Source organism: Variovorax sp. TLI9-5A (assembly GCF_056867935.1).
Window position 1 is genome coordinate 320,023 of sequence record NZ_CP200310.1, and the last position, 24,635, is coordinate 344,657.

27 protein-coding genes are annotated in these 24,635 nt (G+C 68.5%); 17 read left to right on the forward strand and 10 right to left on the reverse strand.

Features of this window, described 5'->3' with window-relative positions; translation table 11 throughout:
• Positions 1 to 37 precede the first annotated feature (37 nt).
• A complete protein-coding gene (gene gap, locus AC1VNX_RS01535; RefSeq protein WP_176665341.1) occupies positions 38 to 1,039 on the forward strand; it encodes a type I glyceraldehyde-3-phosphate dehydrogenase in 1,002 nt (333 codons plus the stop codon).
• Between the two features lie 75 nt (positions 1,040 to 1,114).
• On the opposite strand, the gene AC1VNX_RS01540 is transcribed toward gap, so the two are convergent.
• From AC1VNX_RS01540 to AC1VNX_RS01550, 3 genes are all read right to left on the reverse strand, one after another.
• On the reverse strand, positions 1,115 to 1,702 hold the full coding sequence (locus AC1VNX_RS01540) for a hypothetical protein (protein WP_483155167.1): 588 nt from the start codon (positions 1,700 to 1,702) through the stop codon (positions 1,115 to 1,117).
• A 25-nt stretch (positions 1,703 to 1,727) separates the two neighbouring features.
• A complete protein-coding gene (locus AC1VNX_RS01545; RefSeq protein ID WP_483155168.1) occupies positions 1,728 to 2,321 on the reverse strand; it encodes a hypothetical protein in 594 nt (197 codons plus the stop codon).
• A gap of 175 nt (positions 2,322 to 2,496) precedes the next feature.
• Positions 2,497 to 2,805 carry a putative quinol monooxygenase gene (locus AC1VNX_RS01550; protein WP_295984766.1) on the reverse strand — a complete coding sequence of 103 codons (309 nt, stop codon included), beginning with the start codon at positions 2,803 to 2,805 and terminating at the stop codon, positions 2,497 to 2,499.
• Between the two features lie 122 nt (positions 2,806 to 2,927).
• On the opposite strand from AC1VNX_RS01550, the gene AC1VNX_RS01555 reads away from it, so the two are divergent.
• On the forward strand, positions 2,928 to 4,253 hold the full coding sequence (locus AC1VNX_RS01555; protein WP_483155169.1) for an Nramp family divalent metal transporter: 1,326 nt from the start codon (positions 2,928 to 2,930) through the stop codon (positions 4,251 to 4,253).
• On the opposite strand, the gene AC1VNX_RS01560 is transcribed toward AC1VNX_RS01555, so the two are convergent.
• From AC1VNX_RS01560 to AC1VNX_RS01570, 3 genes are all read right to left on the reverse strand, one after another.
• Complete coding sequence (locus AC1VNX_RS01560) at positions 4,250 to 4,579, reverse strand: protealysin inhibitor emfourin (RefSeq protein WP_483155170.1); 330 nt, start codon at positions 4,577 to 4,579, stop codon at positions 4,250 to 4,252. The two genes, AC1VNX_RS01555 and AC1VNX_RS01560, sit on opposite strands and share 4 nt — an antisense overlap.
• Entirely contained in the window at positions 4,576 to 5,652 is a 1,077-nt protein-coding gene (locus AC1VNX_RS01565) for a M4 family metallopeptidase (RefSeq protein ID WP_483155171.1), read from the reverse strand. Before AC1VNX_RS01565 ends, AC1VNX_RS01560 begins: the two co-directional genes overlap by 4 nt.
• A 91-nt stretch (positions 5,653 to 5,743) precedes the next feature.
• The gene (locus tag AC1VNX_RS01570; protein WP_483155172.1) at positions 5,744 to 6,673 is read right to left on the reverse strand and encodes a LysR family transcriptional regulator; all 930 of its coding nucleotides are present in this window, start codon (positions 6,671 to 6,673) and stop codon (positions 5,744 to 5,746) included.
• A gap of 137 nt (positions 6,674 to 6,810) precedes the next feature.
• Here AC1VNX_RS01570 and AC1VNX_RS01575 point away from each other — a divergent pair, with 137 nt between their 5' ends.
• The 3 genes from AC1VNX_RS01575 to AC1VNX_RS01585 all read left to right on the forward strand — a co-directional run bounded on the left by AC1VNX_RS01575 (position 6,811) and on the right by AC1VNX_RS01585 (position 9,406).
• A complete protein-coding gene (locus tag AC1VNX_RS01575) occupies positions 6,811 to 7,905 on the forward strand; it encodes a tartrate dehydrogenase (RefSeq protein WP_483155173.1) in 1,095 nt (364 codons plus the stop codon).
• A gap of 74 nt (positions 7,906 to 7,979) precedes the next feature.
• Positions 7,980 to 8,996, forward strand: coding sequence for a Bug family tripartite tricarboxylate transporter substrate binding protein (locus AC1VNX_RS01580; RefSeq protein ID WP_483155174.1), 1,017 nt, complete (start codon positions 7,980 to 7,982; stop codon positions 8,994 to 8,996).
• A gap of 119 nt (positions 8,997 to 9,115) precedes the next feature.
• The gene (locus AC1VNX_RS01585; protein ID WP_483155175.1) at positions 9,116 to 9,406 is read left to right on the forward strand and encodes a YciI family protein; all 291 of its coding nucleotides are present in this window, start codon (positions 9,116 to 9,118) and stop codon (positions 9,404 to 9,406) included.
• On the opposite strand, the gene AC1VNX_RS01590 is transcribed toward AC1VNX_RS01585, so the two are convergent.
• Complete coding sequence (locus tag AC1VNX_RS01590; RefSeq protein WP_483155176.1) at positions 9,403 to 10,485, reverse strand: pirin family protein; 1,083 nt, start codon at positions 10,483 to 10,485, stop codon at positions 9,403 to 9,405. The genes AC1VNX_RS01585 and AC1VNX_RS01590 overlap by 4 nt on opposite strands.
• A gap of 167 nt (positions 10,486 to 10,652) precedes the next feature.
• On the reverse strand, positions 10,653 to 11,069 hold the full coding sequence (locus tag AC1VNX_RS01595) for a VOC family protein (protein WP_184639211.1): 417 nt from the start codon (positions 11,067 to 11,069) through the stop codon (positions 10,653 to 10,655).
• 176 nt (positions 11,070 to 11,245) lie between these two features.
• Between AC1VNX_RS01595 and AC1VNX_RS01600 the strand changes: the two genes are divergently transcribed.
• Entirely contained in the window at positions 11,246 to 12,832 is a 1,587-nt protein-coding gene (locus tag AC1VNX_RS01600) for a CYTH and CHAD domain-containing protein (protein WP_483155177.1), read from the forward strand.
• 30 nt (positions 12,833 to 12,862) lie between these two features.
• Here the strand turns inward: AC1VNX_RS01600 and AC1VNX_RS01605 are convergent, their stop codons facing one another.
• Both AC1VNX_RS01605 and AC1VNX_RS01610 read right to left on the reverse strand, forming a co-directional pair.
• Positions 12,863 to 13,339, reverse strand: a complete 477-nt coding sequence (locus tag AC1VNX_RS01605) for an FKBP-type peptidyl-prolyl cis-trans isomerase (RefSeq protein ID WP_483155178.1) — start codon at positions 13,337 to 13,339, stop codon at positions 12,863 to 12,865.
• Positions 13,340 to 13,386: 47 nt separating this feature from the next.
• On the reverse strand, positions 13,387 to 14,289 hold the full coding sequence (locus tag AC1VNX_RS01610) for a LysR family transcriptional regulator (RefSeq protein WP_483155179.1): 903 nt from the start codon (positions 14,287 to 14,289) through the stop codon (positions 13,387 to 13,389).
• Positions 14,290 to 14,375: 86 nt separating this feature from the next.
• Between AC1VNX_RS01610 and AC1VNX_RS01615 the strand changes: the two genes are divergently transcribed.
• The 11 genes from AC1VNX_RS01615 (at position 14,376) to AC1VNX_RS01665 (ending at position 24,628) form a co-directional block, all read left to right on the forward strand.
• Complete coding sequence (locus tag AC1VNX_RS01615; protein WP_483155180.1) at positions 14,376 to 14,759, forward strand: DoxX family protein; 384 nt, start codon at positions 14,376 to 14,378, stop codon at positions 14,757 to 14,759.
• Positions 14,760 to 14,807: 48 nt separating this feature from the next.
• The gene (locus tag AC1VNX_RS01620; protein ID WP_483155181.1) at positions 14,808 to 15,392 is read left to right on the forward strand and encodes an NADPH-dependent FMN reductase; all 585 of its coding nucleotides are present in this window, start codon (positions 14,808 to 14,810) and stop codon (positions 15,390 to 15,392) included.
• Positions 15,389 to 16,252, forward strand: coding sequence for a pirin family protein (locus tag AC1VNX_RS01625; protein ID WP_483155182.1), 864 nt, complete (start codon positions 15,389 to 15,391; stop codon positions 16,250 to 16,252). The genes AC1VNX_RS01620 and AC1VNX_RS01625 overlap by 4 nt, the downstream gene beginning before the upstream one ends.
• Positions 16,253 to 16,364: 112 nt before the next feature.
• The gene (locus AC1VNX_RS01630) at positions 16,365 to 17,570 is read left to right on the forward strand and encodes a M20 aminoacylase family protein (protein WP_483155183.1); all 1,206 of its coding nucleotides are present in this window, start codon (positions 16,365 to 16,367) and stop codon (positions 17,568 to 17,570) included.
• A 43-nt stretch (positions 17,571 to 17,613) separates the two neighbouring features.
• Positions 17,614 to 18,588, forward strand: coding sequence for a tripartite tricarboxylate transporter substrate-binding protein (locus tag AC1VNX_RS01635; protein ID WP_483155184.1), 975 nt, complete (start codon positions 17,614 to 17,616; stop codon positions 18,586 to 18,588).
• Positions 18,589 to 18,681: 93 nt separating this feature from the next.
• Complete coding sequence (locus tag AC1VNX_RS01640; protein WP_483155185.1) at positions 18,682 to 19,176, forward strand: helix-turn-helix domain-containing protein; 495 nt, start codon at positions 18,682 to 18,684, stop codon at positions 19,174 to 19,176.
• 20 nt (positions 19,177 to 19,196) lie between these two features.
• Positions 19,197 to 20,498, forward strand: coding sequence for a HipA domain-containing protein (locus tag AC1VNX_RS01645; protein ID WP_483161856.1), 1,302 nt, complete (start codon positions 19,197 to 19,199; stop codon positions 20,496 to 20,498).
• 91 nt (positions 20,499 to 20,589) lie between these two features.
• On the forward strand, positions 20,590 to 21,330 hold the full coding sequence (locus AC1VNX_RS01650; RefSeq protein WP_483155186.1) for an outer membrane lipoprotein: 741 nt from the start codon (positions 20,590 to 20,592) through the stop codon (positions 21,328 to 21,330).
• 180 nt (positions 21,331 to 21,510) lie between these two features.
• On the forward strand, positions 21,511 to 22,425 hold the full coding sequence (locus AC1VNX_RS01655; RefSeq protein WP_483155187.1) for a dihydrodipicolinate synthase family protein: 915 nt from the start codon (positions 21,511 to 21,513) through the stop codon (positions 22,423 to 22,425).
• A gap of 84 nt (positions 22,426 to 22,509) precedes the next feature.
• Complete coding sequence (locus AC1VNX_RS01660) at positions 22,510 to 23,661, forward strand: branched-chain amino acid ABC transporter substrate-binding protein (protein WP_483155188.1); 1,152 nt, start codon at positions 22,510 to 22,512, stop codon at positions 23,659 to 23,661.
• Between the two features lie 28 nt (positions 23,662 to 23,689).
• On the forward strand, positions 23,690 to 24,628 hold the full coding sequence (locus AC1VNX_RS01665) for a 4-hydroxyproline epimerase (RefSeq protein ID WP_483155189.1): 939 nt from the start codon (positions 23,690 to 23,692) through the stop codon (positions 24,626 to 24,628).
• The last annotated feature ends 7 nt before the right edge of the window (positions 24,629 to 24,635 follow it).

A 24,635-nucleotide genomic window follows, 5' to 3' on the forward strand; every position in this document is an offset into this window, starting at 1 on the left:
GACAGACAACAGTTTTTCAACCTTAGGAGCAAGTCAGATGGCTATCAAACTCGGTATCAACGGCTTCGGCCGCATCGGTCGCAACGTGCTGCGCGCAGCCGTGCAGAACTTCAAGAACGACATCGAAATCGTTGCCATCAACGACCTGCTCGAGCCCGACTACCTGGCCTACATGCTCCAGTACGACTCGGTGCACGGCCGCTTCAAGGGCGAAGTGACGGTTGAAGGCAACACGCTGATCGTGAACGGCAAGAAGATCCGCCTCACGCAGGAGCGCGACCCCGCGCAACTGAAGTGGAACGAAGTCGGCGCCGACATCGTGCTGGAGTCGACCGGCCTTTTCCTGACGAAGGAAACCGCCCAGAAGCACATCGACGCGGGCGCGAAGAAGGTGATCCTGTCGGCACCGTCGAAGGACGACACCCCCATGTTCGTCTACGGCGTGAACGACAAGAAGTACGCCGGCGAAGCCATCATCAGCAACGCCAGCTGCACCACCAACTGCCTGGCTCCGCTGGCCAAGGTGCTGAACGACAAGTGGGGCATCAAGCGCGGCCTGATGACCACCGTGCACGCCGCCACCGCCACGCAGAAGACCGTGGACGGCCCGAGCAACAAGGACTGGCGCGGCGGCCGCGGCATCCTGGAAAACATCATCCCGTCGTCGACGGGCGCGGCCAAGGCCGTGGGCGTGGTGATCCCCGAGCTCAACAAGAAGCTCACCGGCATGAGCTTCCGCGTGCCGACCTCCGACGTGTCGGTGGTCGACCTGACGGTCGAACTGGTGAAGGAAGCCACGTACAAGGAAATCTGCGCCGAGATGAAGGCACAGAGCGAAGGCGCGCTCAAGGGCGTGCTGGGCTACACCGAAGACAAGGTGGTGGCCACCGACTTCCGCGGCGACCCGCGCACCTCGATCTTCGACGCCGAAGCCGGCATCGCGCTCGACGGCACCTTCGTGAAGCTCGTGAGCTGGTACGACAACGAATGGGGCTACTCGAACAAGTGCCTGGAGATGGTGAAGGTCGTCTCGAAGTAAGCAGCAAGGCTTCTTCGACGCTTCAACGAAAAACGCGCCCTCGGGCGCGTTTTTTCATTGGGCTTTTGCTCGCTGCTATCGCAGCCTCTCGTTCCTGCGAACCTCGCTGCTCAGCTGCGAAGTCAGCCGCGTCGCGGCCCTTCTCGCTGCCAGCCCGAAGTCGCCCTTGAACTCCCCGAACTCGGCCGTGCCGTTACCCACGGCACGCACGCGCGCGACTTCGGCACCATTGGCATCGGTCACCACGCACGAGACCTCGGCCGTGAAGGAGGTCGGCGGCCAGCTGATCCACGACGACGAGCTCGAATCGGTCTTGATGCGCGGCGAGAACACCAGCGATACGCCCGCCGCCTCGTTGGCCTTCGCGTCGCCGGCGGTGCGCAGCACGACCACGTCGCGGTACACGGCACGCAGCGCGTCGCGGATCGACTTCTCGAGGTCGCGGTACGGGTAGTAGCTCACGCGGTCGCCGCTGCCGCCGGGGGTGACCACTTCGAGGTCGCGGTCCGCGTCGGTCATCACGTAGGCGACCTTCTTCGCAACGAGGTTCGCTTGCGAACGCGCCGGGGCGGTCTCGGTGATCATGGTGATCGGGTGCACGCAGCCGGCGAGCAGCAGCAGTGCCGACAGTGCCATGGTCAGCGGGAAAGAAAAGAACTGCATCGAAGCGCCTCCTGATCTCCGGGGATCAACGGCCGATGGCGGCCACGAACTGCGGGTCGGCGTACACCTGCCGCAGCAGCGCACGCACGAGGCGCGGGTACGCGGCCTGCCCGGCAGGCACGGCGACGATGCTCGCGTAGCTCGAATCGAAAGCGGTCTCGGCGCGGTAGGTCTTGCGCAGGCGCTGCGTGGCGTCGCGCGTGACGGTGATCTCCACGTCCATGCGGCCGGTACCGTTGATCACGCCGAGGTCGATCTCGTTGACCAGCACGCGCGCCGCGATGCGCGTGGGCGCCTTCGGGTCGTAGACGGAGATCTCGCCGAGGTCGCGCATCATCGCGTCCTGCAGGTACTGCGCGAAGCTGCCGCTGGGCGACAGCAGTCGGGCGCTGCGCAGGCGCACGGTGTTGACCTTGTCCTCGGCACCGGTGGGTTGCGCCTTCGCGAGGGCCACCGGGCCGGGGCGCGTGGCCTCCAGCTTGTCGAGAGTCTCGTAGTCGGCCGCGTAGGGCGGTGCGAGCAATGGCGCGCAGCCGGTGGCCAGGACGGCGGCTGCCAGCGCGCCGGGCAAGAACAGGCTGCGCAAACGCCAGCCCTGCTGCGAACTAAAGATCGCCATCCCTTCGGTCCCCTCTCTGCATCTTCACGAGGCCCGCGATGCATGCATGGTGCATCGGTGGCGCGTGCTCCCGGCGCGACGGTAGCACGCATCGCGCGGCGTGCGAATGCGTGATGCCGCGAAACCGGAAGGTGCCAAGAGGGACGAAGAGGGACGAAGGCGAACGTCAGACCGCTCAGACCGGCTCGAGCACGTGGATCAGCTTGCCCGCGGTGAGCTCCTTGGTCTTCTCGCTGTGGGCCTTCATGTGCGGCGCGACCGCGTGCGCCTGCAGGTGCGCCAGCGTTTCCCACTTCTCGATCACGACGAAGGTGTCGGGGCCGAAGCTGGCCTTCGACGCCGGGATGCCCTGCGCATCGACCGTGGCGCCGTACTCGATGCAGCCTGCTTCGGCCAGCACGGCCGCACGGTTCTCTGCGAAGGCTTCGAGCAGCTTGGCGCGCTGGCCCGGCTTGGCGGTGATGACGGCGACGACGTGGATCATTGAAAGAGTCTCCGGTTGAGTGTGGTTGGTGAATCGGGTGCGACGGTCGAATCTAAGAGATTTGGCGCGGGCATGCAGGTCAGGTCCGCGACAACGCCGGCCTTGTCCCTATCATCGCCCGCATGTTCTTTCCCCTGCCCCGCACGGCCACGGCGCCTTTCTGCCCTTCCGAAGTCAAGGGCAGCGTGGCCGTCCCGCAGGAGCTGCCCTTTTTCAAGAAGCTGATGCGCTACGCGGGCCCGGGCCTGCTGGTGTCGGTCGGCTACATGGACCCGGGCAACTGGGCGACCGACATCGAGGCCGGCTCGCGCTTCGGCTACGGGCTGCTGTTCGTGGTGCTGCTGGCGAGCCTCTCGGCGATGCTGCTGCAGACGCTGTGCGTGCGGCTGGGCATCGTCGCGCGCAAGGACCTGGCGCGCGCCTGCCGCGAGCACTACTCGCCGCGCGTCAACCGCTTCCTGTGGCTGGGCGCCGAGCTGGCCATCGTGGCCTGCGACCTCGCCGAAGTGCTGGGCAGCGCGCTCGCTTTGCACCTGCTGTTCGGCGTGTCGATTCCGGTGGGCATCGGCATCACGGCCTTCGACACGCTGCTGGTGCTGGGCCTGCAGGGCGCGGGCTTCAGGCGCGTGGAGGCCATCGTGCTGGGGCTGGTGGGCACCATCGCGGCCTGCTTCGTCGTCGAGCTGGCGATGTCGCCGCCCAACTGGTTCGGCGTGGCGATGGGCTTCGGGCCCAGCCTGGAGCGGCTGCACCAGCCGGGCGCGCTGTACCTGGCCATCGGCATCGTCGGCGCGACGGTGATGCCGCACAACCTGTACCTGCATTCGTCCATCGTGCAGACGCGCCTGATCGCCGACACCGAGCCCGCGCGGCGCGAGGCGGTGCGCTTCTGCACGCTCGACGCGGTGGTGTCGCTGTCGCTCGCGCTGCTGGTCAACGCGGCGATCATGGTGCTGGCGGCCAGCGCCTTCCACGCCACCGGCCACCGCGAGGTGACGGAGATCGACGATGCCTACCGGCTGCTGGAGCCCATCGTCGGCAGCGCCGTCGCGGCCACGCTGTTCGGCATCGCGCTGCTGGCCTCGGGACAGAGCTCGACCTTCACGGGCACCATCGCGGGCCAGATCATCATGGAAGGCTTCCTCGACCTGAAGATCCCCTGCTGGCAGCGCCGCCTCATCACGCGCGCGCTGGCGCTGGGCCCGGCATGGCTGGGCGTCTGGTGGTTCGGCGACGGCGGCGTGGGCAAGATGCTGGTGCTCAGCCAGGTGGTGCTGAGCTTCCAGCTGCCTTTCGCGATGTGGCCGCTGATCCGCTTCACGAGCAGCCGCGCTCTGATGGGGAGCTTCGCCAACGGCGCGGTCGTGAAGTCGCTGGCCTGGCTGCTCTTCGGCGTGATCGGCTGCGCCAATGTGTGGCTGATCGCCTCCGTGGCCATGGGCAACTAAGGAGGGCCAGCGTCCTTCCAAAGGTGCACCAGCGCTTCGGGTGCCTCGGCTTCCGGCACTTCGAAGCTCACGGAGACTTCCTCGGTGCCTTGCACCAGCACCTCGACGCGATAGAAGCGCTGGTCGCCGCCGCTCACCGTTGCGCCGGGCTGGCCGGCATGGGGCACGGCGCTTTGCAGCGCGTCGCCGATCTGGCGGCGCAGTTCGTCGTTGCAGTCGCCGAGCTGGAAGCTGCGCGGCCGCGACAGGCCCGGCAGGTAGGCCAGCCCGCCCTCGCGCGTCACGCGCACGACGGTCGCTTCATCGAGCGGCGGCAGGCGGATCATGGCTCGGTCACTCCGGTGGCCAGCCATGCGTCGGCCACGGCCTTGTGCACCGCGCTGCCCGAGCCGAAGCGCTTCGACGCGATCTCGATGCTGAGCGTGGCGAAGGCCGCGAAGTCGGCATCCGCGCGCAGTCGCTTGTCGCGCAGGGTCTCGTACCAGACGCGGCCCGCGCCTTCCCACGCCGGTCCTTCCACGGCAACGGCAGCCAGGTGGAAGGCGCGGTTCGGAATGCCCGAGTTGATGTGCACGCCGCCGTTGTCCTGCGTGGTGGAGACGAAGTCCTTCATGTGCGCGGGCTGCGGGTCCTTGCCGATCACCGGGTCGTCGTAGGCGGTGCCGGGCTCGGCCATCGAGCGCAGGGCCTTCGCCTTCACGCCCGGCATGAACAGGCCGGCGCCGATGAGCCAGTCGGCCTGCTGCGCGGTCTGCTTCAGCGTGTGCTGCTTCACGAGCACGCCGAACACGTCGCAGATCGATTCGTTGAGCGCGCCGGGCTGCCCCTGGTAGATGAGCGCGGCCTCGTGGTCGATCACGCCGTGCGTGAGCTCGTGGCCGATGATGTCCACCGCGATGGTGAAGCGGTTCATCACCTCGCCATCGCCGTCGCCGAACACCATCTGCGCGCCGTTCCAGAAGGCGTTGTCGTAGTTCCTGCCGTAGTGCACGCTGCCGGTCAGCGGCATGCCCGCGCCGTCGATGGAATCGCGCCCGTAGACGTCGTGATACAGGCGCCATGTGGCGCCCAGGTGCTCGTAGGCCTCGTCGGCCGCGATGTCGCCGGTGGCGGGCTTGCCCTCGGTGCGCACCAGCCTGCCGGGCAAATCTGTCTTGTGGCCCGCGTCGTGGATGGCGCGCTCGGGCGAGCCGGGCCGCGCGGGGCGCACGGGCGTGCCCGTGACCTTGGAGATCACCGCCGGCGGCACGAAGCCGCGCAGCGCGCGGTGCTCGCGGTCGATGGTCAGCGTGTTGGCGGCGCATTCGCTCAGCGGCGGGCTGGCGTGCTCCGCAAGCCTGCTCAGCAGGTACGGCGGCACGAAGGCGGGCGGCAGGATCTGCGGGTTGCGCGAGGGCATGGGCAGGCCTTTCTCCAAGTGTCTTCCACGGGTGTCGACGGGTTCGGAACACCGTAGCAGAAACACAGGCTCGCGCCTGTCGGATCGGGGCTCAAGCCCTGGGCGGCATGTCGTCTTTGCCCAGCGCGGCGGCCATGAAGTCGACGAAAGTTCGCACGCGCGCCGACAGCTGGTGGCGCTGCGGATACACCGCGTAGATGTCGGCATCGGGCGTGCGGTAGCTGGCGAGCACCTGCACCAGCCGGCCGCTGCGCAGATAGCGCGCGATGTCCCACTCGGCGCGCATCAGGATGCCGTGGCCGTCGAGCGCCCAGTTGACCGCGATCTCGCCGTCATTGGTGCTGAGCATCCCGCGCGTCTTCACCGCCTCGGTGCGCTGCGCGGTGCCTCGCCCGCTGCTCAGCCGCCAGATGCCATAGGCCTCATCGCCCTGGCGGATGCCGATGCAGCGGTGCCGCGTGAGGTCGTTGGGCACCTTGGGCAGCCCGGCGCGCGCGATGTAGGCCGGCGAGGCGCACAAGAGCCGTCGGTTCGACGCGATGCGCCGGGCGATCACGCGGGCCTCGGGCGGCGCGCCGAAGCGGATGCAGACGTCGAAGGCGTCGTCGGTCAATGGTGGCGGGTTGACCGAGAGCTGCAGTTGCACTTCGACCTGCGGATGCTTCTTCGCAAACTTCGAGATCAGCGGCGCCACGTGGCTGCGCCCGAAGCCCAGCGTGGCGTTCACGCGCAGCAGTCCCTGGGGCTCGCCCTTCGCGCCGCCCAGCAGCTGCGCCATGTCGTCGATCTCTCCGAGGATGCGGCGCGCGTGCGCCACGTAGAGCTCGCCCTCGGGCGTGAGGCTCATGCGCCGCGTGGTGCGGTTCACCAGCGTGACGCCCAGGCGCGATTCCATCTGCGCGAGCCGCTTGCTTACCGCCGGCGTGCTGATGCCGAGCTCGCGCGCGCCGGCGCTCAGGCTGCCGCAGGCCGCGAGCGTGGAGAAGAAGCCGAGGTCGGCGGGCTGGACCGGAGCGGCCATGGAGGTCGTGCCTTCGATTGTTGAACTGAGGTTAACGATGGATTCACTTCCGGCGTGAATTGTTCGCCGTGACGGATCCTACAGTGGGCACTCCGCAGCACACCTGCATGCGGGCAAACCACCACAGGACATCGACGATGAGCAGCAGCTACAGCATTGCCACCATTCCCGGCGACGGCATCGGCAAGGAAGTGATACCCGCAGGACGCCAGGTGATGGAGGCGCTGGCCGAGGCCTCCGGCGGCGCGCTGAAGTTCAGCTTCGAGGACTTCGGCTGGGGCGGCGACTGGTACCGGGCGCACGGCGAGATGATGCCGGCCGACGGCCTCGACGCGCTGCGCGGCAAGGACGCCATTCTTTTCGGCTCCGCGGGCGATCCGCACATTCCCGACCACATCACGCTGTGGGGCCTGCGCCTGAAGATCTGCCAGGGCTTCGACCAGTACGCCAACGTGCGGCCCACGCGCATCCTGCCCGGCATCGACGCGCCGCTGAAGCGCTGCAAGGCGGAAGACCTGAACTGGGTGATCGTGCGCGAGAACTCCGAGGGCGAATACGCCGGCGTCGGGGGCCGTGTGCACCAGGGCCATCCGATCGAGGCCGCCACCGACGTGAGCATGATGACCCGCGCCGGCGTGGAGCGCGTCATGCGCTTCGCCTTCGGGCTGGCACGCTCGCGGCCGCGCAAGCTGCTCACGGTGGTCACCAAGAGCAACGCGCAGCGCCACGCGATGGTGATGTGGGACGAGATCGCGCTGCAGGTCTCGAAGGAGTTCCCCGACGTGAGCTGGGACAAGGAACTGGTGGACGCGATGACCGCGCGCATGGTCAACAGGCCCGCCACGCTCGACACCATCGTCGCCACCAACCTGCACGCCGACATCCTCAGCGACCTTGCGGCCGCGCTCGCGGGCAGCCTGGGCATCGCGCCCACCGGTAACATCGATCCCGAGCGGCGCTACCCGTCCATGTTCGAGCCCATCCACGGCTCGGCCTTCGACATCATGGGCAAGGGGCTCGCCAACCCTGTGGGCACCTTCTGGTCGGTGGTGATGCTGCTGGAGCACCTGGGCGAGACCGAGGCCGCGCGCCGCGTGATGGCCGCGGTGGAGCACGTCACGGCCAACCACGCGCTGCACACGCGCGACCTCGGCGGCAACGCGACCACCGAGCAGGTGACGCGCGCGGTGTGCGCGCACATAGCGGCCGAGCCGCTGCGGCTGGCGGCCTGACCGGGCCCTGAGCGATTCCACGGTTTCCGCGCGCCTCGATGCGCGCACCACGACAACGAGCCGGAGACAAGACCATGAACGCTTTTCCGAAAGCGCGCCGCCAGCGGCGCACCGTGCTGCGGGCCGCAGCTGTCGTGCTGGGGCTGGGCACTACCGCCCTCGCCTTCGCGCAGCAGGCGCAGCCCACTCCGGGCTGGCCAGCAAGGCCGATCAGCCTCGTCGTGCCCTTTCCCGCCGGCGGCACCACCGACGTGCTCGCTCGCGCGTTGGCCGACAGGCTCTCGCAGTCGCTGGGCCAGCCGGTGGTGGTCGAGAGCAAGCCCGGTGCCGGCGCCACGCTGGGCGCCGACTACGTGGCCAAGGCCAGGCCCGATGGCTACACGCTGCTGATGGGCGCGGTGCACCACACCATCGCCACCAGCGTCTACAGGAAGCTGCCCTACGACTTCCAGAAGGACCTGGCGCCCATCACCGTGGTGGCGATGGTGCCCAACGTGCTGGTGGTCAACGCGGCGAACACGCCCGCGAAGAACGTGGCCGAACTGGTCGCGCTCGCCAAGGCGGCGCCCGAGAAGCTGGCCTACGGCTCGAACGGCAATGGCACGGCGCAGCACCTGATCGGCACGCAGTTCCAGGCCAGCACCGGCGCGAAGCTGCTGCACGTGCCCTACAAGGGCAGCGGGCCGTTGACCACCGACCTGCTCGGCGGGCAGGTGGCGATGTCCTTCGACACCATCACGCCGGTGCTGCAGCACATCAAGGGCGGCAAGCTGCGCGCGCTGGCCGTGACCACCGCACGGCGCTCGTCGGTGCTGCCCGAGGTGCCGACGCTGGAGGAAGCGGGGCTCAAGGGCTTCGACATCGGCACCTGGTTCGGCGTGCTCGCGCCGGCGGCCACGCCGAAGGAGATCGTGGCGCGGCTGAACGCCGAGATGGTGAAGATCATCCATTCGCCCGATTTCGCGCAGCGCATGCAGGCCATCGGCGCCGAGCCGCTGGGCGGCACGCAGGAAGAAATGGCGCGGCAGATCCGCGAGGAGACGGCGAAGTTCGCGAAGCTGGTGAAGGAAGGCGGCGTGGCGATCGAATAGGCCAGGCCGGGATAGTCGGCGCCGGTGTGCAGTCGGTTACGCACGCGCACACCTGCGCCCGGCGGGCACGCCGCCGAGGCCATAGGATCGAGGCTTCCGAATTCACCGCCATCCCGCCCATGTTCATCGTCACCCTCACCTACGTCCGCCCGCTCGAGGAAGTCGACGCGCTGATGGATGCGCACATGGTCTGGCTCAAGAAGCACTACGAAAGCGGCCTTTTCGTGGCTTCGGGCCGGCAGGTGCCGCGCCAGGGTGGAGTGATCCTCGCGCGCTCGGGCGACCGCGAGGGCCTGGAGGCGGTGCTGGCGCGCGACCCCTTCGTGCAGGGCGGGGTGGCGCGCACCGAGGTCATCGAGTTCGTGCCGCGCATGACGGCGCCGAGCGTCGAGATCCTCAAGACTTTCTAGGCCGGCTTTCCAGCCGCTTCCACCGGCAGCTCCTCGCGCCCGCCGGGATGCCGGGCGAAGCGCGGCGTGCCGTGCCCATGCACCGGCGCCGGGTCTTCCCAGGGCCAGCCGCCGAACTGCGTGCGGCGGTAGTCGGCCATGGTCTGGCTGATCTCGGCCTGCGTGTTCATCACGAAGGGGCCGTACTGGGCCACCGGCTCGGCGATCGGGCGGCCCTGCAGCACCAGGAACTCCGCGGCTTCCGCGTCGCCGTTGGCGATATCGACGGCCGTGTCCGCGCGCAGCTCGATGGCAGCCGGGCCCTGCACGCTCTCGCCGCCGACCAGCGCCGTCGCTCCCTTGAAGAAGTACAGCATGCGCCGCGTGCCCTCGCCGGTGGCGGCGGGCAGCGTCCATTGGGCGCCGGGCGTCATCTTCAGCGTCCAGATCGCCACGTCGGCATCGGCCTGCGCGGCCCAGGAGTCGGGCGGGGGCGCCAGCGGCTGGATCGGCGCGCGGCCGTTGGCGGCGTCGTCGCCGAGCCGGCCCGCGATCACCGCGACCTCGGTGCGGCCGCCCTTCGCGTCGTCGGAGACGAAGCGCGGAATGGCCTCCGACCAGAACATCGTGAAGTGCGGCTCGGCCATCTTGCTCTTCGCCGGCAGGTTGAGCCAGATCTGGAACAGCTCCAGCGGATTCGCCGAGGCGGAATCGAGCAGCGGGAACATCTCCGAATGCACGATGCCCTTGCCGGCGGTGAGCCACTGCACGTCGCCGCCGCCGAAGCGCGCGGTGGCGCCCAGCGAGTCCGAATGGTCGACAAGGCCCTTGCGCACGATGGTCACGGTCTCGAAGCCGCGGTGCGGGTGCGAGGGAAAGCCCGGCACCGTCTCGCCGTGGTACATGCTCCAGCCGTCCTTGCGGCTGAAGTCCTGGCCGATCTGGCGGCCGGCCAGCGAGGCCTCGGGGCCCATGCGGCCGTTGGCCTTCGGGTAGGCGTCGTCGTGGTAGACGCAGAAGAGGAACGGGTCGATCGTCTGCCACGGAAAGCCCAGGGGGGCGATCCGCACGATGGGGCTCTTGCTGTTGCTGTCGGTCATGGCGCTGCTATTCCTTTCCAGGTGGGGCGCGGCCGATGATGCCGCGCCAGTGCCTGGAATATCGGGGCGCCGCCGCCTTGCGGTAGGTGCCTTGCGTGCAACGGTGAAGAGCGCGTATGGAACGATGGGCATCGGTCGTCCTCCTCTTCCGGCGGCCTGCCGGAGCCTTACTGCTTCGGCATCTCGGCGTTCGGGTCCATGTAGACCAGCTCCCACAGGTGGCCGTCGATGTCCTGGAAGCCGTGGCCGTACATGAAGCCGTAGTCCTTCGGCTCGGTCGGCGTGGTGCCGCCGGCGGCCTTGGCCTTGGCCACGAGTTCGTCGACCTCGGCGCGGCTCTCGCACGAGAGGCACAGCAGCACTTCGGTGCTCTTCGCGGTGTCGGTGATGCTCTTGGTGGTGAAGGTCTTGAAGAACTCCTCGACCAGCAGCATCACGTGGATGCTGTCCTTCTGGACGACCATGCACGCGGCATTGGCGTCGGTGAACTGCTCGTTGAAGGTGTAGCCCAGGGCGGCGAAGAACGCCTTGGTCTTGTCGAGGTTCTTTACGGGGAGGTTCACGAAGATCTGCTTGGTGGCCATGGTGTCGTCCTTGTCGATGAAGAAAAAAAGAGTGGATGTGGAGGTGTTTTCCGGCATCTTGTGTACGCCGTCCACAAACGATATCAAATCAAATGGACGGCGTCCACATCTTTTTCGACGCCGGGAAATTCCGGCGATGCGACCGCGATTGCAAGAGGTGAAATGAACGGGGCATCATGGTCGCCATGGAAATCGAGTTCAAGTTCTGCATCCCTCCCGGTCGCCTGAAGGCCGTCGAAGTCGCCCTCAAGCGCGGCACTGTCGTGCGCACCCGTCTGCAGGCCCGCTATTTCGACACCGCCGACCAGCGCCTGGCCGCCGACGGCATGGTGCTGCGGCTGCGCAAGGAGGGGCGGCGCTGGGTGCAGACCGTCAAGGCCACCGGCGACAACGCCCTGCACCGGCTGGAGCACAACGTCGACCTGGGCACCACGGGCCCCGCGCCCGGCATCGATCCGCAGCGCCACCAGGGCACGCCCGTGGGCGAGCGGCTCGCGAAGCTGCTGGCCGAAGGCGGCGGCGCGGCGCTGGTCGAGCGCCAGTCGACCGATATCGTGCGGCTCACACGCGACGTGCGCGTCACCGGCCCCGGCGGCGCGGTGGTCGAGATGGCGCTGGACGTCGGCAAGGTCGTCGCCCACGCTGGCACGCCCGAGCAGCGCGAATCGCCGGTGTGCGAGCTCGAACTGGAGCTCAAGCGCGGCGATGTGCAGGGGCTGGTCTCGCTCGCGCGGCGCTGGTCGCAGCAGCACGGGCTGTGGTTCAGCACCGTCTCGAAGGCCGAACGCGGCGCGCGCCTGCTGGCCGCGCAGGAAACCGTGGAGGCAGTGAAGGCCGAAACGCCGCGCTTCGCCGGCCAGCACCCGGACGGCATGGCCATCCGTCAGGCCGTGGTGGCCTCGTGCCTCGCGCAGATGCTGCCGAACGCGAGCGAGATCGCCGCGGGCAGCACCGACGAGGAGCAGATCCACCAGCTGCGCATCGGCATCCGCCGCCTGCGCACGGCCCTGCGCGAACTCGCGCCGCTCGATCCCGCCTCGGGCGTAGCCGAAGCCGCCGAATGGGAGCCCCCGCTGGTCGATGCCTTCCGCGCCCTCGGCGCACTGCGCGACCGCGAGCAGGTCGTGAAGCTGGCCCAGCCGCGCCTGCGCGAAGCCGGCGCGCCCGATTTCGACCCGCTGGCCGCCGGCGAGGCCGCTGCTGCCGATGCGCCCTCGCCCGCCGACATCGTGCGCGCTCCGGCCTTCCAGAACGTGCTCGTCTCGCTGATCGGCTTCACCGCAGCCGCCAGGCCGGCAGAACCCGCGCCCGCCCCTGTCGCGGAAGACACCCCGTCATCAGTACCGATCGGCGCCAACGCCGCCCGCCGCCTGCTGCGCAAGCGCCTGCAGCGCCTCCACAAGCAGGTGCTGCGCGACGGCGAACGCTTCGAGTCGCTCGACACCGAAAGCCAGCACCGCGTGCGCAAGCGCCTCAAGCGCCTGCGCTACCTCGCCGAGTTCGTGGCGCCGCTGTTCGATGAGAAAGAAGAAGGCGGCACCGCCGGCCGCTACCTGAAGGCCCTTCGCCCCGCGCAGGACGCGCTGGGCGAATTCAACGACGAGGCCGTCGCGCTCGCCCTGTACCGCGAGGCCACCGCGCGCGATGCGCGTGCATGGTTCGCGGTTGGATGGTTCACAGCGCGGCACGCGGCCGGGGCGAAGGCCTGCCGCAAGGCGCTGGAGAAGATCGAGGATGCGCCGAGGTTCTGGAAGAAGAACTAGCCAGCCGCCAGCCATGGGGCCGGCACTGGCTCAGTGATGATGCCCATGCGCCCCATGAACATGCCGGTGCTCGATCTCCACCGGCTGCGCCGCGCGCACATCAGTCACTTGCAGGCTGAACTTCAGCGCCTTGCCGGCCCAGGGATGGTTGCCGTCGAGCAGCACGACCGGGCCCTTGATCTTCATCACGGTGAAGACGTGCTCGCGGCCGTCGTCGAGGCGGCCCTGCAGCTGGCCACCGACCTTCACGCCTGGCGGGAAGTCGGTCTTTGGGATGCTGCGCACCAGCGACTCGTCACGCTCGCCGAAGGCGTCTTCGGGGGCGAGGTTCAGCACGGTCTGGTAGCCCTTTTCCTTGCCGTCGAGCGCTTCCTCGATCTTGGGCAGCGTGTTCTGGTAGCCGCCATGCAGGTAGGCCATCGGCTCGGGGCTCGCCTCGATGAGCTTGCCCTGGGCGTCGGAGACCTTGTACTTGATGGTGACGACGGTGTCTTTTTCGATTTTCATGGGCTCGCATTCTCAGCCGAAACCCGAAGGCGCAGGCGGCAGTGCGGCTACTTCAGCGCGTCCATCTGGTCGAGCTTGCCCATCACCAGCCCGATGAAGGCCGACACCGCCAGCGGCAGGTGCTTGCGGCTCGGGTACACGACGTTGAGCCCCCGGCCGGCGTACTCGTACTGAGGCAGCACGCGCACCAGCTGGCCGGCCTGCTCGTCGCGCGTGGCCATGGCGGGCGGCAGCTGCGCGATGCCCAGCCCGGCGAGCGCGGCCCTGCGCAGCGCCTGGGCGGTGTTGCCGGTGAAGCGGCCGGTGACCTGCACTTCCTCTTCCACGCCATCGGGGCCGGTGAGGCGCCAGATGGTGTGGCCGGTGGGGGTCGAGGGCGTCACGCAGTCGTGGCCGGCCAGGTCCTGCAGGCTCTGGGGTTCGCCGCGCCGGGCGATGTAGGCGGGGCTCGCCAGCAGGCCGGCGCTGCTGGTGGCCAGCCGCCGGCCCACGTAGCCCGAGTCGCGCAGCACGCCGCCGCGGAAGGCCACGTCGATCCGCTCGGCGATCAGGTCGGCGGCCGCGTCGCTGAGCACGAAGTCGAGCTTGACCAGCGGATGTTCGGCCAGGAAGCCGGCCACCCATTCCATCGGGAAGAAATCGAAGAAATCCGCCGGCGCGGCCACACGCACGAGGCCGCTGGGCTCCTGGCCACCGGCCGCCAGCGCCTGCCCGGCGGCGGCCAACCCGTCGATCAGGCCGGCGCACCGGTCATGGAACTCCTGCCCGGCGCTGGTGAGCGTGAGCTTGCGGGTGGAGCGCTGCATCAGCCGGGTGCCGAGCTGCGATTCGAGCTGCTGGATGCGCCGGCTCACGGTGTTGGGCGGCAGGCCCAGCCGCCGGGCCGCCTCGGCAAAGCTGCCGTGGCGCACCACCTGGACGAAGACGGCGACGTCGTTGAGGTCGAACATGGCGGCTGATTCCTTCAATTCATGGACAAGTGCAATCCGACTCTACCGCCTAGTCGATCAATGGGTGCGTGCCTAACCTTCTGCCCATGACTTCCACATCACTGACTTCTCCCACGCAACGCCGCATTGTCTGGGGCGTGCGCATCCTGCTGGCCCTGGCTTTCGGCGCCGCCGGAGCCGCCAAGCTGGCCGGCGCGCCGCAGATGGTTCAGGTGTTCGACGCCATCGGCTTCGGCCAGTGGTTCCGCTACGTGACCGGCCTGGTCGAAGTCGGCGGCGCCGTGCTGCTGATCGTGCCCGCGACCGGCTTCCTCGGCGGCCTGCTGCTGTTTGCGACCATGGTCTGCGCCGTCGCCACGCACCTCGCGCTGATCGGCGGCAACCCGGCGCCGGCCGTGGTGCTGGCGGCGCTGTCGGGCTTCGTCGCCTGGCGGCTGTGGCCGGTGCCGCAGCAGGCCACGGCCGCCTGAGCTTCTCTTCCTTCTTCTTCTTCTTTTCCAACCCCCACGGAGTACCTCATGACCGCACAACAACCCCGCATCGGCATCATCCTCGGCTCCACCCGCGAAGGCCGCTTCGGCGAGAAGCCCGCGCAGTGGATCCATGACATCGCGAAGCAGCGCACCGACCTGGCCTTCGAGCTGGTCGACCTGCGCGACCATCCGCTGCCCCTTTTCAATGAAGCCGGCGCGCCGGCCTGGGGCCCGGTGAAGAACGAGGCCGCGCAGCGCTGGCAGGCCAAGCTGGCCAGCTTCGACGGCCTGATCGTGGTCACGCCCGAGTACAACCACGGCCCGAGCGCGGTGCTGAAGAACGCGATCGACTGGGCCTACAAGGAATTCATCCGCAAGCCGATCGGATTCGTGGGCTACGGCGGCGTGGGCGCGGCGCGCGCCATCGAGCAGCTGCGGCTGGTGGCCGTCGAGATGCAGATGGCGCCGGTGCGCCACGCGGTGCACATCGGCATGGTCGAGTTCCTCGGCATCTGGCAGCAGGGCAAGAGCTTCGCCGACTTCCCGCACCTCGCGCAGGCGGCCACGGCGCTGCTCGACGACATCGCGTGGTGGACCAGGGCGCTCAAGACGGCAAGGGAGGCAGCATGAACGCCGCAGCAGCAGAAACGCAAACGCAGGCCCGCGCCATCGTCTACCGCACGCGCGGCTCGCGCCACGGCGGCATCACGCGGCTGATGAGCCCCGGCGATCTGGGCGAGTTCCTCAAGCCCTTCGTGTTCCTGGACCTCTTCGGCTTCGACGTGACCGGCGGCCACAAGGGCTTCGGCCTGCATCCGCACTCGGGCATCGCCACGCTGACCTGGCTGATGGAAGGCGACACGCAGTACGAGGACACCACCGGCGAGAAGGGCACGCTGCACGGCGGCGGCGTCGAATGGATGCGTGCCGGCAACGGCGTGTGGCACACCGGCGCCCCCGCGCCCGGCGTGGAACGCGTGAGCGGCTTCCAGCTGTGGGTGGCGCTGCCGCCTTCGGAAGAGAACGCGCCCGCGCAGAGCATGTACCTCGCGCCCTCGCAGGTGCCGCAGGAAGGCCCGGCGCGCGTGCTGCTCGGCCGATACGGCGCGGCGCGCAGCCCCATCGCCGCGCCCTCGCCGATGAACTACCTGGCCGTGAAGCTGAAGGACGGCGAACGCTGGAGCTACGTGCCTCCGGCCGGCCACACCGTGGGCTGGGTCGCGCTCAGCGCGGGCCGGCTCGAGGCGGGCGACGACACCGGCGGCCCCATCGCCGCCGGCGAGCTCGCGGTGTTCGAGGAGTCAGGCGCGGCCATCGACTTCGTGGCGCACGGCGACACGGCCTTCGTGCTGGGCTCGGCGCAGAAGCATCCGCACGAGCTGGTGATGGGCTACTACTCGGTGCACACCAGCAAGGCCGCGCTCGAGCAGGGCGAGGCCGAGATCCGGCGCATCGGCGCGAAGCTGCGGCAAGAGGGGCGCCTCGCGTAGTCAGGTCAGCAAGCAACCCGGCGTGCGCCGGGCGGGCGGCTGCGCCAGAATCGTTCGCTTCATCCTTCATCGAACGACCGGACTGGCTTCGCAGCCGGCAGCAGCCCCCGCCATGAACATCGCCGATTCCTTCGTCACCAACGCCGCCCGCTTCGTCGAGATCCGGCGCGACATCCACGCCCATCCCGAGCTCGGCTTCGAGGAGCACCGCACTTCCGAGAAGGTGGCGAAGCTGCTCGCCGAATGGGGCATCGAGGTGCATCGCGGCATCGCCGGCACCGGCCTCGTCGGCGTGCTGCGCAAGGGCACCGGCAGCCGCACCATCGGCCTGCGCGCCGACATGGACGCGCTGCCGCTGCACGAGGCCAACGAGTTCGCCCACAAGTCGACCAACCCCGGCCGCATGCACGCCTGCGGCCACGACGGCCACACCACCATGCTGCTGGCCGCCGCCTGGCACCTGTCTCAGCAGGGCCCCGACGACTTCGACGGCACGGTGCATTTCATCTTCCAGCCCGCCGAGGAGATGGGCAAGGCCGGTGCAAAGAAGATGATCGACGAGGGCCTGTTCGAGCGCTTCCCCTGCGACGCGGTCTTCGGCCTGCACAACTTCCCGGTGGGCGAGGTGGGCCGCTTCGCGCTCAACGAAGGCGCGCTGATGGCGTCGAGCAACACCTACATGATCACCGTGCGCGGGCGCGGCACGCACGCCTCTATGCCGCACACCGGCATCGACCCGGTGGCGGCGGTGGTCACGCTCGCGCAGCAGCTGCAGACCATCGTGGCGCGCACCATTCCAAGCACCGAGCGCGCGCTGCTCGCGGTCACGCAGCTGCAGGGCTCCGATGCGCCCAACGTCATTCCCGACGTGGCCACCGTGGGCGGCACCATCCGCACCTTCTCCATCGACGCCATCGACAAGCTCGAAGCCCGCCTGCGCGAAGTGGCCGCGGGCGTGGCGGCGGCGCATGGCTGCACGGCCGAGGTGTTCTTCAAGCGCTCGTCGCCGCCGACCGTGAACCACCCGGCCGAGGCACGCTTCGCGGCCGGCGTGATGCGCGAGGTGGTGGGCGACGACATGGTCACCGACGACTTCCCCGCCGTGATGGGCGCGGAAGACTTCGCCCACATGCTGCTCGCGCGGCCCGGCTGCTACGCCTTCCTGGGCAACGGCGACGGCGACCACCGGCTCGACGGCCACGGGCCCGGCCCTTGCATCATCCACAACACCTCGTTCGACTTCAACGACGAGATCATCCCGATCGGCGCCAGCTACTTCGTGAAGCTGGTGCAGCGCTGGCTGCCGGCGCGCGGCTGACCGGCGTTTCCTTTTTCTGTTGATGATGAAAGCGGCCACCAAGATGACCACGACCCCGTTCACCCGACGTTCCCTGGCCGCGCTGGCGGCTGTCGCCGCGCTTTGCGCCGTCGCGCCGCTGCACGCGCAGCAGCGCGTGATCCACATCGTCGTGCCCTTCGCCACCGGCGCGGTGCAGGACACGGTGGCGCGCGCCTTCAACAACGAGCTGGGCGCGGCGCTGAACGCCAGCGCCATCGTCGAGAACCGCGCGGGCGCCGGCGGCACGGTGGGCGCGGCCATGGTGGCGCGCGCCCCGGCGGACGGCAACACGCTCGTCCTCGCGGCCGCGAGCCACAACATCGCGGGCTTTCTCTACAACAAGCTCAGCTACGACCCGCTGAAGGACTTCGTCGGCGTCGCCAACGTCGGCAACGCGGGCTACGTGCTGGCGGTGGCCAGCGGCATGGGCGTGTCGAGCACGGCCGACTTCATCAAGGAGGTCAAGGCCAACCCGGGCAAGTACAACTACGCCTCGGCCGGCAATGGCAGCGCCACGCACCTGGCGATGGCGTCCTTCCTCGCGAAGGCCGGGCTGCAGATGACGCACATCCCGACCAAGTCGACCGGCGAGGCCGTCAACGAGGTGCTCGCGGGCCGCGTGCAGGCGGTGATCTCGTCGAGCATCGGCGTGATCGGCTTCCAGGACGACGCCCGCATGAAGCTGCTGGCCTCCACCGGCCAGTCGCGCAGCCCCTTCCTGCCCAAGCTGCCCACCGTGGCCGAAAGCGGCCTGCCGGGCTATGCCTTCGATTCGTGGATCGGCCTGCTCGCCCCCGCCGGTACGCCCAAGGCCGAGGTCGAGCGCCTGAACGCCGCCGTCAACAAGGTGCTGGCCGATCCGGCGATCCAGGAACGCTTCAAGCGCCTGGGCGTGGAGCCGCGCAGCCAGAGCGCGGAAGAATTCCAGAAGCTGCTGCGCGCTGATTGGGATGCGATGGGGGTTGTGGTGAAGGCTTCGGGGGCGAAGGTGGACTGAGCGTCATTTATCGGCTTCATCCGATAAACCGAAGATATAAGCCAAAGCCGATAGATTGACAAAATAAGCCAGGGCCGATATGTTGAATCCAACATGGACTATCCCCTGCGCTTCGTCGACCAGTTGCGGCCGCACCTCAAGGCGCTGCGAAAGAAACGCGGCCTGACGCAGGCGCAGGCCGGCGCGCTCATCGGCGTCAGCCAGGCCCGCGTCGCCGAGATCGAGGCCGCTCCGGGCGCCGTGAGCTTCGAGCAGCTGGTGAAGTTGCTGTCGGCGCTCGGCGCGTCGTTCATCCTGCGCGAGGACGGGTCTGCGGCCTCCGTGCCCGATATCGTGGACGAGCAGGCGCATGCCGATGACGCACTGCCGGACGACGACGTGAAGCTCCCGCGGGAACAAGGGAAGTGGACCCTTCGCAGGATGAGCGGCCAGTCGGTGCTGGCCAGCCTGGAGCCCGAAGGCGTCGCCGCGCAGAGGCTCGGCACGGGCGCCTTGCTGCGCGAGCTTCGGGCGCTGAATCCCGACAAGACCGTGGAGCCGACGTCACGGCGGAATTTCCTGATCCAGGCGAAGAGGCAAGCGTGGTGACGCAGTCGCTGAACGCATGGATGAATGGCGAGCTCGTCGGCACATGGTCGGTCGACCGCGACTCCCATTCGTTCCGTTACGCCCCTCGCTGGCTGGCGCTGCCACGGCATCGGTCGCTGTCGCTGTCGGTCCCGATCAATCCGGCGCTCGAGGTGCGCGGCGAGGCGGTGAAGAACTACTTCGACAACCTCCTGCCCGACAACGACAGGATTCGCGCGCGCCTGCGCAATCGCTTCAGGCTCAAGGACACCAGGGCCTTCGACCTGCTCGAAGCCATCGGCCGCGACTGTGTCGGGGCCGTGCAGCTGCTGCCCCCGGATGCCGTGCCACAGGGTTGGAATGCGGTGAACTGCGAGCCTCTGGACGAAGGACAGATCGCGGCACTGCTGCAAGCCGTTCCATCCGAGGACACCCCGGAGGGCATGCGTGACGAGGACCTGTTGCGCATCTCCCTGGCCGGTGCGCAGGAGAAGACCGCGCTCACCTTCTGGAACGGCAGGTGGTGCCGGCCGCATGGCGCCACGCCCACCACGCACATCATCAAGCTGCCGCTCGGCCTGATCGGCGGATCGAAGCGCGTGAATGCTTCGGACTCGGTGCAGAACGAATGGCTGTGCGCGCAGATCGTCGAAGCGCTCGGCCTGCCCGTCGCGGAGACCTCCATGGCCACTTTCGGTGGGCAGACGGTGCTGGTCGTGGAGCGCTTCGACCGCGAGCGGATGGACGGCGGCAGCTGGATCGCGCGCCTGCCGCAGGAAGACTTCTGCCAGGCCATGGGCTTGCCGTCCGAAAGAAAGTACGAGCAGCACGGCGGCCCCGGCATGAGCAAGTGCCTGCAGCTTCTGCAAGGCAGCGGCAATGCGGGCGACGGCACGCGGTTCCTGCTCGCGCAGCTGGCCTTCTTCCTGCTCGCCGCCACGGACGGCCACGCCAAGAACTTCTCGATCCGCCTGCTGCGCGGCGATGCCTACGAGATGACGCCGCTCTACGACGTCATTTCGATGTGGCCTTACTTCGGCAACGGGCCGAATCAGTTCCAGCCGCGCAAGGCGGGCCTGGCCATGGCCATCCGATCGAAGAACGCGCACTATCTCCTTCACACCATCCAGGCCCGCCATTGGCATGGGCTGGCCATGAAGAACGGCGGCATCGAGGTCTGGAACGCGATGCTGGAGATGGCGGCGTCGGTGGACGACGCGCTGGACGAAGTCGAGGCCCTGCTGCCTGCGGACTTTCCTGAGTGGACCTGGGAGTCGATCTCGCAGGGCATGCGAAGCGAGGCCAGGCGATTCCTCGACGGGGTGGCCCACATCGCCGTGTAGGACGCCGCTCAATTGACAACGCGCCGGCCGCGTCCATGCTCCTGGGTGGGTTCCGCGGCATTCCGCCTCGGACCGCACAAGGGGCTTTTTCATGGATCCGACGTCGCCATTCAATCCGCCTGCGGGCACGCCGCCGGCGAGCAAGTCGCCCAAGGTGCTCTGGGGCGTGATCGGCGCGCTCGCCGTGGCCGTGGTGGCGCTGGGCGGGACGTTGCTGTACAGGCACGAGGCGCCGACAGCGGTTGCGCCGCCGGTGGCCGCGGTTGCCGCCAACACCAATATCGCGCCTCAGGCGCCCGACGATTTCAAGCCTGAAGCGATGCCGCCGGCGCCGGCCGTGCCGCCGATGGCCGCCGGCCCGGCACCGCAGGCGATGGCTGCCGCGCCGCTGCCAGCGCCCGTGCGGGCGCCCGAGCCGCAAGCCGTCCAGCCCGGACCCGCGCCCGGCGCGAACGCTGCGGTTGCGGCTGCTGCTCCTCCCGCGCCGCCGCCCTGCGCGGTCTGCGGCCATGTCGAATCCGTGCGCTCCGTGCAGCGCCCGCAGAAGACCACCGGCGTAGGCATCGTGGCCGGCGGCCTGGTGGGCGGGCTCGTGGGCAACCAGTTCGGGCACGGCAACGGGCGCACCGCGACCACCGTGCTCGGCGCGGTCGGCGGCGGTTTCGCGGGCAATGCCATCGAGAAGCACGTGCGCACCGTCACGGTCTACCAGGTGAGCGTGCGCATGGACAACGGCGCGCTGCGCACCGTGGAGACGAAGACGGCGCCGCCCGTCGGCCAGCCGGTCACGCTGAAGCGAGGCGTGTTGCGGCCTGCGGTGCAGCACGGGTAAGCGCAGCCGGCTCCCCGTTCTGGCCCTGCTGTCCCGCGGGCCGGCCCTTCCATTCTCCCGCGCGATATCACAGAAGAGCCGCGCCCGGAAGAGCGCTTGCCCCACAGGTATCTTGACGGTATATCCTTAATATATTTAGAGTGCGTGGCTTCCACACCGCACATCCAAAGGAGCGATCAAGTGAGCAATCCCCGCTGGCAAGGCATCTTTCCCGCCGTCACCACCAAGTTCAACGCCGACGAGAGCATCGACGCCGAGGGCACGGCCCGGCACATCGACTTCCAGATCCGCAACGGCATCCACGGCCTCGTCACCTGCGGCTCGCTCGGCGAAGCCAGCACCCTGACGCTGGAAGAGAAGCTGCAGGTCGCGAAGATCGCGCTGGAGGCCGCCGACGGCCGCATCCCGGTGCTGGCCAACGTGTCCGAAACCAGCACCCGCGAGGCGCTGCGCTACGTGGATGGCGCCAACAAGCTCGGCGTGGCCGGCTTCATGGTGATGCCCTCGGTGATCTACGTGGCCGACGCGCGCGAGGCCATGCTCAACGTGCGCACCATCGCCAACGCTGCGCAGAAACCCATCATGGTCTACAACAACCCGGTGGCCTACCGCGTCGACCTCAAGCCCGCGCACATGGTCGAGCTGGCCGACTGCGAATGGATCGCCGCCATCAAGGAAAGCACCGACGACATCCGCCGCATCACCGACCTGCGCAACACCGTGGGCGAGCGCTACCAGCTCTTCCTCGGCGTGGACGACCTCGCCTACGAGGGCCTGGCGCTGGGCTGCGACGGCCTGCTCGCCGGCGTGGGCTGCGCCTTCCCGCGCGAGACGGTGGCGCTCTACGACCTGATGAAGGCCGGCAAGTTCGCCGAGGCGCTCAAGCTCTACCAGTGGATGACGCCCATGCTGCACCTCGATGTGTCGACCAAGCTGGTGCAGAACCTCAAGCTCATCGACGCCCTCGTGGGCGTGGGCACCGAGCACATGCGCCGCCCGCGCCTGCCGCTGGTCGGCGCCGAGCGCGAGTTCGTCGAAGGCATCGTGAAGAAGGCGCTCGCGACGAGACCTGTTCAATACCAGTCGGTCATGTAATAAACCGACGGCGCGCTGGCGCCGGCTTACCCGCCGGCTGCCAGCAGCGTGTTTTTCATCGTCCCCAACCCAGCAGGAAGAAGCATGAAGACAAAAGCAGGCATGGTTTCAAGCATGGTTTCGTTTCCCGGTCTCGCCCTCATCGCCCTGGCCCTCGCCGGCCACGCGCATGCGCAGGAGCAGGTCGTCAAGATCGGCCACAGCGGCCCTCTCTCGGGCCCCAACGCCTTCGCGGGCAAGGACAATGAAAACGGCGTGCGGCTGGCCATCGAGGAGCTCAACGCGAAGAAGCTCGTGGTCGGCGGCAAGACGCTGAAGTTCGAGTTGGTCTCCGAAGACGACCAGTGCGACGCCAAGACCGGCGTGAGCGTGGCGCAGAAGTTCGTGGACGACGGCGTCAAGTTCGTCATGGGTCCGTACTGCTCGGGCGTGGCCATTCCGGCCTCGCGCGTCTACAGCGATGGGGGCACCATGGTCTCCACCGTGGGCACCAATCCGAAGGTCACCCAGGGCGGCTACAAGAACCTCTACCGCATCATCGCGAGCGACAACCAGATCGGCGGCGCGATGGCGGTCTATGCGGCCAAGGAAATGAAGCTGAAGAAGGTCGGCGTGATCGACGACCGCACCGCCTTCGGCCAGGGCCTCGCCGAGGAATTCACCAAGGAGGCGAAGAAGCAGGGCCTCACCGTGGTCGGCCAGGAGTTCACCACCGACAAGGCAGTGGACTTCACCGCCATCCTCACCAACATGAAAGCCAAGGCGCCCGAGGCCATCTTCTTCGGCGGCTATGCGCCGCAGGCCGCGCCCATGGCACGCCAGATGAAGCAGCTCGCGGTGCCCGGCAAGCTGCTGGGCGGCGACACCGTCTGCAGCCCCGCCACAGGCAAGCTCGGCGGCGACGCGGTCAACGACCTGGTGTTCTGCGCGCAGGGCGGCTCCATCCTCGAGAAGGCGCAAAGCGGCCCGGCCTTCAAGGAGAAGTTCAAGAAGCGCTTCAACGCCGATCCCGACGCGTACGCCGCCTCGTACTACGACCAGGTGCTCTTCATCGGCGAGTCGATGAAGAAGGCCAACTCCGTCGACCCCGACAAGGTTGGCGCCGAGCTCTACAAGACCACCTACAAGGGCGTGGCCGCGACCTACGCCTACGACGACAAGGGCAACATGAAGCAGGCGCCGATCACGGTGTTCACCTTCAAGAATGCGGCGCCGGTGCCCATCGCGAGCTACTGAAGAAGAAAGACAGAACGGACCACGACCCATGCAGCGCATCCAGGTCATCGACTCACACACGGGCGGCGAGCCCACGCGCCTGGTGATCGGGGGCTTTCCCGATCTCGGCAAGGGCAGCATGGCCGAGCGCCGCGCGCTCCTGGCCGGGCAACACGACAAGTGGCGCGCCGCCGCCGTGCTGGAGCCGCGCGGCAGCGACGTGGTGGTGGGCGCGCTGCTGTGCGAGCCCGTCTCGGCCGATGCGGCGGCGGGCGTCGTCTTCTTCAACAACGCCGGCTACCTCGGCATGTGCGGCCACGGCACCATCGGGCTGGTTGCCAGCCTCGCGCACATGGGGCGAATCGGCGTCGGCGAGCACCGCATCGAGACGCCCGTGGGCACCGTGACCACCACGCTGCACGAAGACGGCTCGGTGAGCGTGCGCAACGTGCCTGCCTACCGGCACCTGCGGCAGGCGGCGGTCGAGCTGCCCGGCCACGGCACCGTGCGCGGCGACGTGGCCTGGGGCGGCAACTGGTTCTTCCTCGTGAGCGAGCACGGCCAGCGCGTGGCGAGCGACAACCTCGCCGCCCTCACCGACTACACCGCCGCGCTGCGGCGCGCGCTCGCGGCGCAGGGCATCACCGGTGCCGACGGCGCGGAGATCGACCACATCGAGCTCTTCGCCGACGACAGCGAGGGCGCCGACAGCCGCAACTTCGTGCTGTGCCCCGGCAACGCCTACGACCGCTCGCCCTGCGGCACCGGCACCAGCGCCAAGATCGCCTGCCTCGCGGCCGACGGCAAGCTCGCGCCGGGCGAGGTGTGGAAGCAGGCCAGCGTGATCGGCAGCGTCTTCGAGGCCAGCTACGCGCTCGATGGCGAAGGCCGCGTCATCCCCACGCTGCGCGGCCGCGCGCACATCAGCGCCGAGGCCACGCTGCTGATCGACGAGGCCGATCCCTTCGGCTGGGGCATACGGCTCTGACACCAGT